This is a genomic window from Micromonospora sp. NPDC052213 (genome assembly GCF_040679695.1).
In the GTDB taxonomy this organism is placed as follows: domain Bacteria; phylum Actinomycetota; class Actinomycetes; order Mycobacteriales; family Micromonosporaceae; genus Micromonospora.
In genome coordinates, this window is the sequence record NZ_JBFAVI010000235.1 from 1 (window position 1) to 8,451 (window position 8,451).

9 protein-coding genes are annotated in these 8,451 nt (G+C 73.8%); all 9 read right to left on the reverse strand.

Features of this window, described 5'->3' with window-relative positions; translation table 11 throughout:
• Positions 1-95: 95 nt before the first annotated feature.
• Entirely contained in the window at positions 96-1,160 is a 1,065-nt protein-coding gene (locus AB0L34_RS31490) for a hemolysin family protein (protein ID WP_357693771.1), read from the reverse strand.
• Positions 1,157-2,506, reverse strand: coding sequence for a hemolysin family protein (locus AB0L34_RS31495; protein ID WP_363709025.1), 1,350 nt, complete (start codon positions 2,504-2,506; stop codon positions 1,157-1,159). Before AB0L34_RS31495 ends, AB0L34_RS31490 begins: the two co-directional genes overlap by 4 nt.
• Before the next feature lie 192 nt (positions 2,507-2,698).
• Positions 2,699-4,282 carry a M20/M25/M40 family metallo-hydrolase gene (locus AB0L34_RS31500; protein ID WP_363709027.1) on the reverse strand — a complete coding sequence of 528 codons (1,584 nt, stop codon included), beginning with the start codon at positions 4,280-4,282 and terminating at the stop codon, positions 2,699-2,701.
• A 185-nt stretch (positions 4,283-4,467) separates the two neighbouring features.
• The gene (mnhG, locus tag AB0L34_RS31505; protein ID WP_357454139.1) at positions 4,468-4,800 is read right to left on the reverse strand and encodes a monovalent cation/H(+) antiporter subunit G; all 333 of its coding nucleotides are present in this window, start codon (positions 4,798-4,800) and stop codon (positions 4,468-4,470) included.
• Positions 4,800-5,069 carry a monovalent cation/H+ antiporter complex subunit F gene (locus AB0L34_RS31510; protein ID WP_350705071.1) on the reverse strand — a complete coding sequence of 90 codons (270 nt, stop codon included), beginning with the start codon at positions 5,067-5,069 and terminating at the stop codon, positions 4,800-4,802. Before AB0L34_RS31510 ends, mnhG begins: the two co-directional genes overlap by 1 nt.
• Positions 5,066-5,650 (reverse strand): Na+/H+ antiporter subunit E, encoded by a 585-nt coding sequence (locus tag AB0L34_RS31515; RefSeq protein ID WP_363709029.1) that lies wholly within the window; start codon positions 5,648-5,650, stop codon positions 5,066-5,068. Before AB0L34_RS31515 ends, AB0L34_RS31510 begins: the two co-directional genes overlap by 4 nt.
• Complete coding sequence (locus AB0L34_RS31520) at positions 5,647-7,152, reverse strand: Na+/H+ antiporter subunit D (protein WP_363709031.1); 1,506 nt, start codon at positions 7,150-7,152, stop codon at positions 5,647-5,649. The genes AB0L34_RS31515 and AB0L34_RS31520 overlap by 4 nt, the downstream gene beginning before the upstream one ends.
• A 25-nt stretch (positions 7,153-7,177) precedes the next feature.
• Positions 7,178-7,657 carry a Na(+)/H(+) antiporter subunit C gene (locus AB0L34_RS31525; protein ID WP_363709033.1) on the reverse strand — a complete coding sequence of 160 codons (480 nt, stop codon included), beginning with the start codon at positions 7,655-7,657 and terminating at the stop codon, positions 7,178-7,180.
• The coding region (gene mbhE, locus AB0L34_RS31530) for a hydrogen gas-evolving membrane-bound hydrogenase subunit E (RefSeq protein WP_363709034.1) at positions 7,654-8,451 on the reverse strand (798 nt) is incomplete at its 5' end. The genes AB0L34_RS31525 and mbhE, both read right to left, overlap by 4 nt.

The window sequence follows — 8,451 nt, forward strand, 5'->3', positions numbered from 1 at the left end:
GGCGCCGGTGGGATATCAGAATAAAACTCCTAGGCCCCTAGGCGCGGTAGAACCCCGGGCCGCCCCCACACCTCACCGGGGGCGGCCCGCGGGTCTCACCTCATCCGTCGGCCGCGCGGCACCGGGTCGGTCTCGTCGTCGAACTCGCCGATGACCTCCTCCAGGAGGTCCTCCAGCGCGACGAACCCGATCGGCCGGGTCGGGCCGCCGCCGTTGCGCACGAGCGCGAGCTGGGACTGCCGGGCCCGCATCGCCGCCACCGCGTCGGTCACCGTGGCCGCGGCGGGCAGGGTGAACGCGCTGGTCATCAGGTCGCCGGCGGTGACCCTGCGGCCCGTGGTGGTGGCCCGCACCGCCTCCCGGACGTGGACGAGGCCGCAGACGTCGCCGTTCGCGTCCAGCACGGCCAGCCGCGACCGGCCGCTGTCGCGGCTGACCTGCTCGATCCGGGCGGCGTCCTCGTCCCGGCGGACCGTCACCATCTGGTGGAACGGCTCCATCACCTGGGCCACCGTGGTGCCCTGCAACTCCAGCATGCTGGTCAGCAACTGGTGCTGCTCGACGCCGAGCAGCCCGTGCTCGCGGGACTGCTCCAGCAGGATGCGCAGCTCGTCGGGGCCGTGCACCTGGGCGAGCTGGTCCTGCGGGTTGACCTTGACGAGCCGCAGCATCGCGTTGGCCAGGGCGTTCATCACCGACAGCACCGGCCGGGCGACCCGCGCGAAGGCGCGGAACGGCAACGCCAGCAGCATCGCCGAGCGCTCGGCGTCGGTGATCGCCCAGGACTTCGGCGCCATCTCGCCGACCACCAGGTGCAGGAAGGTGACCAGGCTGAGGGCGAAGACCAGCGCGACCGCGTGGCTCGCGGCGTCCGGCAGCCCGACCGCGTGCAGCAGCGGGCTGAGCAGGTGCTCGATCGCCGGCTCGGCGAGCGCACCGAGCCCCAGGGTGCACAGCGTGATGCCGAGCTGCGCGCCGGCGAGCATCAGCGACAGCTCGCGTACGCCCTCCAGGGCGGCCCGGGCGGCCCGGCCGCCCCCGGCCGCCGCCTGCTCGAGGCGGTAGCGCTTGCTGGCCACCAGGGCGAACTCGGCGGCCACGAAGAAGCCGTTCAGCGCCAGCAGGATCACCGACGTGAACAGTGCGATGCCCGGGCTCACTCGGACACCTCCCCGGACTCGGCGAGCCGCAGCCGGACCGAGTCGGCCACGTGCCGGTCGACGGCCAGCACCTCGACCAGGGCGCGCGGCTCGACCGCGCCGTCCTCGCCGTCGGCGGGCAGGCTGATCTCCAGCCGGTCACCGACCTCGGGCACCCGGCCCAGCTCCCGCATGACCAGGCCGGAGAGGGTGTCGTACTCCGGGGCCTCGGGCAGCTCGATGCCGGTGCTGTCGGCGACCTCGTCGATGCGCCAGCGCGCGGGCACCACCCAGGAGCCGTCCTCCTGCCGGGCCGGGGCACGCTCGGGCGGGTCGTCCTCGTCCCGGATCGGGCCGACCAGCTCCTCGGCGATGTCCTCCAGCGTGATCACGCCGGCGAAGCCGCCGTACTCGTCGACCACGCAGGCGAGCTGCCGGTGGCCGGAGCGGAGCCGGTCCAGCACGGTCGGCAGCGGCAGCGTCTCCGGCACCAGCAGCGGCGGGCCGGCGACCGCGCTGACCGGGGTGGTCGCGCGCCGCTCGGGGGGCACCCCGAGCACGTCGGCGATGCCGATGACGCCGATCAGGTCATCGACGCCCTCCGCGCCGCGCACAGGGAAGCGGGACTTGCCGGTGTCCAGCAGCTCCACCACCCGGCTGACCGGCTCGTGCGCGCGTACGGTGTGCACGTCGACGCGGGGCACCATGGCCTCGCCCGCGGTCAACTCGCGGAAGTCGAGCCCCCGGTCGAGCAGCGTGGACATCTCGGCGGTCAGGTGCCCCTCCTGGCGGGACTCGGCGATGATCTGCTCCAGGTCCTCCGGGGTGGCGCCGCTGGGCAGCTCCTCGATCGGCTCGATGCCGACGCGGCGGAGCAGCCGCACCGCGGCGCGGTCGAAGAGCTTGATCAGCGGACCGGCCACCTTGAGGTACATCAGGGTGGAGCGGCTCAGGGCCTTGGCCAGGGGTTCGGCCCGGGCGATGGCGAGGTTCTTCGGGGCCAGCTCGCCCAGGACCATCTGCACCACGGTCGCGATGACCAGGGCCAGGGCGACCGAGAGCGGCAGGCTGACCGCCGTGGAGACGCCGGCCACCCCGAGGAGTTCGGCCAGCCCGGCGCCGAGGAACGGCTCGGCGACGTAACCGACCAGCAGGGCCGTGACGGTGATGCCGAGCTGCGCGCCGGAGAGCATGAACGACAGCCGTCCGGTCACCTCCAGGGCCCGGGCGGCGGCCTTGTCGCCGTCGTCGGCGAGCTGCTTGAGCCTGCCCCGGTCGACGGCGACGTAACCGAACTCCTGGGCCACGAAGTAACCGGTGGCGGCGGTGAGCACGATGATGAAGAGGAGACCAACGACGATCAACACGGGTCGCTCAGGGCTCCCGGGGACGTCGGGGTCGGGATACGCCGGGCAGGACCCGGCTGGCTACTGCTGCCCTCCTGGGCAGAGGAGTCGATCATGCGGCCATTTTATCCGCGCCGGCTGTACGCCCGCTGAAGGTGCGTCGAAGGCCCCCTGTCGTCCGGTTACCCGGCGTGGACAGGGGGCCGTGCCGGCTCAGCTCTGGGTGATCGTCACGTCGTCCACGGCCGCCTCGACGAGGCTGGCGCCGCTCGCGTCGGCCGCGTCGACCACGATCCGGACGGTCTGTCCCCGCAGGGCCGAGACGTCGACGCCGGCGCTCTGCCAGGCCGCCGCCCGGTTGGTCGCGGCCCCGGTCGCGTTCAGCGCCGTGACGGTGCCGCTGCCCACCACCCGTACGCGCAGGTAGTCGGCGCTGCTGGCGTTGTTCAGGTGGGCCAGGTACCAGGAGAACGAGAGGGTCAGCGTGCCGGTCGACGGCAGCGTGATCGCCGGCGACTGGATGGTGCTCACCCCGCCGTCGAGGTCGTACGCCCCGGCGCTGCTGCCGGCGAGCGGCCCGGTGACCAGGTCGTAGCTGCCGCTGACGGTGGTGCCGAGCTGAGTGGCCACGCCGGAGCTGGTGGCCGCGGGGTCGCCGCGCTCCCACCGGCCGAGGGTGGCGGTGTCGGTGCCGGCCGGGTTCGCGGTCCAACCGGTCGCGGTCTCGAAGGTGTCGCTCCAGACCGTGCTGCCCGGCGGGGCCCCGGTCCCGGCCAGCGCCCACACCGTGTACGCGATCGCGTCGGCGTTGCGGTCCAGCGCGGTGTCGTTGATGTTGGCGGTGGTGTCGCAGGAGCGGTGGTAGCACGGGTCGAACGCCTGGCCGGCCGTGCCGCCCCAGAGCGAGGCGTGGGTGCTGGACTTGATCCCTTCCGCCCCGGTGAAGGTGCCGCCGGCCGGGATGCCGACGCTGATGAACGGCCCGTAGTCGCTGCGGCCGTCGAAGTCGGTGCCCCGGGTGGGCACGCCGATCGAGGTGAAGTACGCCTGGATGGTCTGCTCGATCTGCGCCGAGCCGGCCGGGCCCGGCCCGGAGCCCACCCCGTCGGAGTTGTCGCCGTCGTAGACGAAGTAGCCGGCGTTGGGCGAGCCGACCATGTCGAAGTTGAGGTACTGCTTGATCTTGGTGCGCTCGGTCGACGGCAGGTTGTTCACGTAGTACTGCGAGCCGCGCAGCCCCAGTTCCTCGGCGCCCCACCAGCCGAAGCGCAGGTGCTTCGTGGGAGTGAATCCGCTGCGGGCCACCGCGAGGGCGGTCTCCAGGATCGCCGCCGAGCCGGAGCCGTTGTCGTTGATGCCCGGGCCCGCGGTGACGCCGTCCAGGTGCGCCCCGGTCATCACCACCTGGTTCGGGTCGCCGCCGGGCCAGTCGGCGATCAGGTTGTAGCCGGTGGCGCCGTTGTAGGTGAACGACTGCACCACGGTGCTGAACCCGGCCGCGTCGAGCTGGCCCTTGACGTAGTTGACGGAGGCGAGGTAGCCGGGGCGGCCGTGCGCCCGGTTGCCGCCGTTGGCGGTGGCGATGGACTGGAACTGGGACAGGTGTGCCTTCACGTTGGCCAGCGGGACGTCGGGCGCGGCCAGCGCCGCCGGCCCGCCGGCGGGGGCGGCGGGGGCGGCGGGGGCGGCGGGGGCGGCGGCGCCGGTGGGCGCGGCGGTCGCCGCGGAGGCGGTCACGACCGCCGCCGCCACGGCCACCGCGGCCAGCCAGGCGGAGCGGGGGGTACGAGGTCTCATGGGTCCTCCGGAGGGGGCGGGGTCCGGCTCCCGCCGGGTGGGCGGTCACCGGGGACGGCCATTGATCGATAGCCATCATTGCGAAGCGTGCAGCGCGACCGGCCCCCCGGCAAGACGCAAGACTCAGAATCGCCGCATTCCCCGAATTGGGACGCCCGCGGACCCGGCGGTGCGGACGGCGCGCGTCAGCGGTCGGCGAGCTCGTCGGCGTCGAGGAGGTCGGGGTCCACCCGGCCGGTGCGGTAGGCGGCCCGGCCGATCATCTGCGCGGCCACCGGAGCGGTCGCCAGCTGGAAGATCCCGACCAGGGCCAACATGCCCAGGTCGGCCGGGGCGCGCAGCCGCAGGGCCACGCCGAGCAGCAGGAGCAGCACCCCGAGCACCTGCGGCTTGGTGGCCGCGTGCATCCGGTCCAGCGTGGCCGGGAAGCGCAGCACCCCGATGCCGGCGGCGAGACTCAGCAGCGCGCCGGCCACCAGGCAGCCGGCGCCGAGCCAGTCGGCGACGGTGCCGACCATCACCCCTCCTCCTTCTCACGGGCGGCGAAGCGGACCAGCGACACCGAGCCGACGAAGCCGAGCAGGGAGAGCACCACCAGCACCGGCAGGGTGGTGGCGTGGCGGTTCACCGCCGCCTCGGCGCCGACGGCGCCGACCATGGTGGCGAGCAGCATGTCGGCGGCGACCACGCGGTCGATCAGGGACGGCCCCCGGTAGAGCCGGGCCAGCGCGAGCAGCGCGGTCACCGAGAACAGGACGGTGAGGACGACGACGAGGAACGCGGTCACGGTCCAGGCCCCCTCTCGACGGGATCGGTGGCCACCTGGCGCAGCTCCGCGGCGGAGCCGACCGCCCGGACGATCCGCCGCTCGACGGCGAGGATCCGCTCCCGGCTGTCGGTCAGGTCCTGCGGGCCGTGGACGTCGAGCACGTGCACGTAGAGGACCCCGGCGTCCCGGTCCACCTCGATGATCAGCGTGCCCGGCACCAACGAGACCGCCTCGGCGGTGAGCGCCAGATTCAGGTCGGTACGCACGCGCAGCCGGACCGCGATGATCGCGCCCCGCGGCCGGTAGCCCGGCTGCACCGCGATCCGGGCGACGTGCAGGCTGGCGCTGACCAGCTCGCCGACGAAACGCACCAGGAAGACCAGCAGCGGCCCGGGGCGCAGCCGCCCGCCGAAGGTGACCGGCGGCAGCGGGAAGAACAACAGCACCGCCCCGGCCACCAGCACCCCGCCGACCAGGTTGCCCCAGGAGAACTCGCCCCAGAGCAGGCTCCAGACCAGCACCAGCCAGCCGAGGGCGATCAGCTGGTCCCGCCACCGCACCGCCCGCTCCCGCGGCGGCGCGCCGGACTCCGGGTTCACGGGGCACCGCCGGGCAGCACGGAACTGATGTAGGGGGTGCGCTCGCGCAGGTCGACGGCCGCGTCGGCGGTGACGTCGAAGAGCGGCCCGGCGACGACGGTCAGCACCAGACCCAGCGCGACCAGCGCGACCGTCGCGCCGACCATCAGCCGGGGCAGCCGGACCGCCGGCTCGGCGGTGGCCAGCCGGGGGGCGCGCCAGAAGGCGATGTTCCACACCCGCGAGGCCACGTAGAGGGTGAGCAGGCTGGTCACGGCGCCGGCCGCGACCAGCGCGCCGGGCAGCGGCCCGCCGGCCGCCACCCCGGCCTGGAGCAGGCCGAGCTTGCCGAGGAACCCGGAGAACGGCGGCACGCCGGCGAGGTTCATGGCCGGCACGAAGAAGAGCGTCCCGAGCAGCGGCGCCACCCGGGCCAGCCCGCCGAGGCGGCGCAGGTCGGTGCTGCCCGCCCGCTCCTCGACCAGCCCGGCGACCAGGAACAGCGTGGTCTGGATGGTGATGTGGTGCACCACGTAGAAGATCGCGCCGGACAGCCCGGCCACGGTGCTCAGCGCCACCCCGAAGATCATGTAGCCGATGTGGCTGACCAGGGTGAACGAGAAGAGCCGCTTCATGTCGGACTGGGCCACCGCGCCGAGGATGCCGACCACCATGGTCAGCCCGGCCACCACCATCAGCAGCCCGGCCACCTGACCGTCGGGGAAGAGCAGCGTCTCGGTCCGGATGATCGCGTAGACGCCGACCTTGGTGAGCAGGCCGGCGAAGACCGCCGTGACCGGGGCCGGCGCGGTCGGGTAGCTGTCCGGCAGCCAGGCCGAGAGCGGGAAGACCGCCGCCTTGACCCCGAAGGCGAGCAGCAGCATCAGCTGCAGACTGAGCCGTACGCCGTCCGGCAGGGCGTCCAGCCGGTGGGCGAGCTGGGCCATGTTCAGCGTGCCGGTGGCCGCGTACACGAGGCCCACCGCGGTGAGGAACAGCATCGAGGAGAGGATGCTGACCACCACGTACGTCGAGCCGGTGCGGATCCGCGTCTCGGTGCCGCCGAGGGTGATCAGCACGAAGCTCGCGGCCAGCAGGATCTCGAACCCGACGAAGAGGTTGAACAGGTCGCCCGCGAGGAACGCGTTCGTCACGCCGGCGGTCAGCACCAGGTAGGTGGGGTGGTAGATGGTCACGGGAACGGTCTCGCCGAAGTCCCCCTGGCCCTGCCCGACGGAGTAGAGCAGCACGCACAGCGTCACCGCCGACGAGACCACCAGCATCAGCGCGGCCAACTGGTCGGCGACCAGCACGATGCCCACCGGCGCCGGCCATCCGCCGACCTGCACCACCACCGGCCCGTGCCGGTACGCCTGCACCAGCAGCAGCGCCGCCACCACCAGCGTGCCGGCGAGGCAGGCCACGCTGACCACCCGTTGCAGCCCCGGCCACCGGGCCAGCAGCAGGGTCAGCGCCGCGCCCAGCAGCGGCACCACCACCGGCAGCGGCACGAGGGCGCTCACGGGGCGGCCCCTCGCGCGTACCCGGTCATCCGGGACCGTCCCCGGGCCGGAGCCGGCGCGGCAGCTCGGGGTCGACCTGCTCGGGGTCGGCGTCCGGGCCCTCGCCGCCGAGGTCGGCGGTGGCCACCTCGTTGCGCTCCGCCGCCCGCCTGATCTGCCGGTCCTCGATGTCGTCGGGGACCTCGTCGTCGCCGGTCAGGTACCAGCTGCGGTAGCTCACGGCCAGCAGGAACGCGGTCAGCCCGAAGGTGATCACGATCGCGGTGAGGATCATGGCCTGCGGCAGCGCGTCACTCAGCCGGCCGGCGGGCGCGACGCCGACCACCGGGGCGGCGCCGGCCCGCCCACCCATCAGGATGAGCGCGTTGACCCCGTTGCCGAGCAGGATGACGCCGAGCAGGATCCGGGTCAGGCTGCGCTCCAGCAGCAGGGTGACCCCGCAACCGACCAGCACGCCGACGGCGACGACCAGCACCAGGGTCGGCCCCTCCACCCCCGGCCTCACGTCCGCTCCCCGCCCCGGTCGACGCGCAGCCCGCCGGCGGAACCGCTGGCCGCCTCGATGTGCCGGTCCACCTCGGCGCCGAGACTGCGCAGGATGTCCAGCACCAGCCCGACCACGACGAGGTAGACCCCGACGTCGAAGAAGAGGGACGTGACCAGGTAGAAGTCGCCGATCAGCGGCAGCCACAGGTCGATCCGGGCGCTCTCGAGCACCGATCCGCCCGCGAGCAGCGCGATCACCCCGGTGCCGATCGAGACGAGGAGGCCGGCGCCGAGCACCGTGCCGGCGCCGACCGGCGCGGCCTCGGCCAGCTCGTCGCGGCCGCCGGCCAGGTAGCGCACGACCAGCGCCAGGCTCGCCACCAGGCCGCCGGCGAACCCGCCGCCCGGGGCGTTGTGGCCGGAGAAGAGCAGGAACAGGGAGAAGACCACCACGGTGTGGAAGATCAGCCGGGTGACCACCTCCAGCACGATGGAACGCTGCCGCTCGTGCAGGGTCGCGCCGCCGCGCAGCCAGACCGGGCGGCCCGGCCGGCGCGCCGGCCCGGACGGCTCGGGGCGGCGGGGACGCGGCCCCGTCCGGGACCGCTGGAAGATCAGGCTGGCCACGCCGGTCGCGGCCACCACCAGCACCGCCAGCTCCCCCATCGTGTCCCAGGCCCGGATGTCGACGAGGGTCACGTTGACCACGTTGCGGCCGTACCCCTGGCTGACGGCGAGGTCGGGGAAGGCGTCGGAGATGGTGGGCGCGTTCCGGGCCGCCGCGGCGGTCAGCGCCAGGCCGGCCGCCACCAC